The following is a 353-nucleotide window of genomic DNA, read 5'->3' as shown; positions in this document are numbered from 1 at the left end:
AATGCCAAACAAAACCGTCTCGGACGTGGGGTTTCACCTGTAAAACAAAACACCGAGATGATCGAACAGCTTGTCTCAATGTTAGAAGAAATGAACGAGATGAACATCCAAATTGCGGCGGCAACTGAGGAGCAACGAGCGGTCACAGAAGACATCAGCAGCAGTATTACCTCGATCGCGGATGCTTCGGTTTCCGTCAATGAAAAAGTGACTCAGGTGGATGATGTGTCGCGTCAACTTGCTGATGAAGCCAAAGGGTTGAGTCAGGAAATGTCGAAATTCCGTTTTTAGAAATGCCTTCTGCAGGGAAAGAGTTCGACACGGAATAAAACAGCTACCGGTGAGTGCCTAGG

Annotated in this window: 1 pseudogene; it reads left to right on the top strand. The window is 47.3% G+C overall.

The features are described 5' to 3' along the window. Positions 1–291 (top strand): annotated as a pseudogene (locus CIK04_RS29905) (methyl-accepting chemotaxis protein); the annotation flags it as partial. Between the last annotated feature and the right edge of the window lie 62 nt (positions 292–353).

Source organism: Vibrio sp. 03_296 (assembly GCF_002265885.1).
This window is presented reverse-complemented; position numbering and strand designations above follow the sequence as displayed.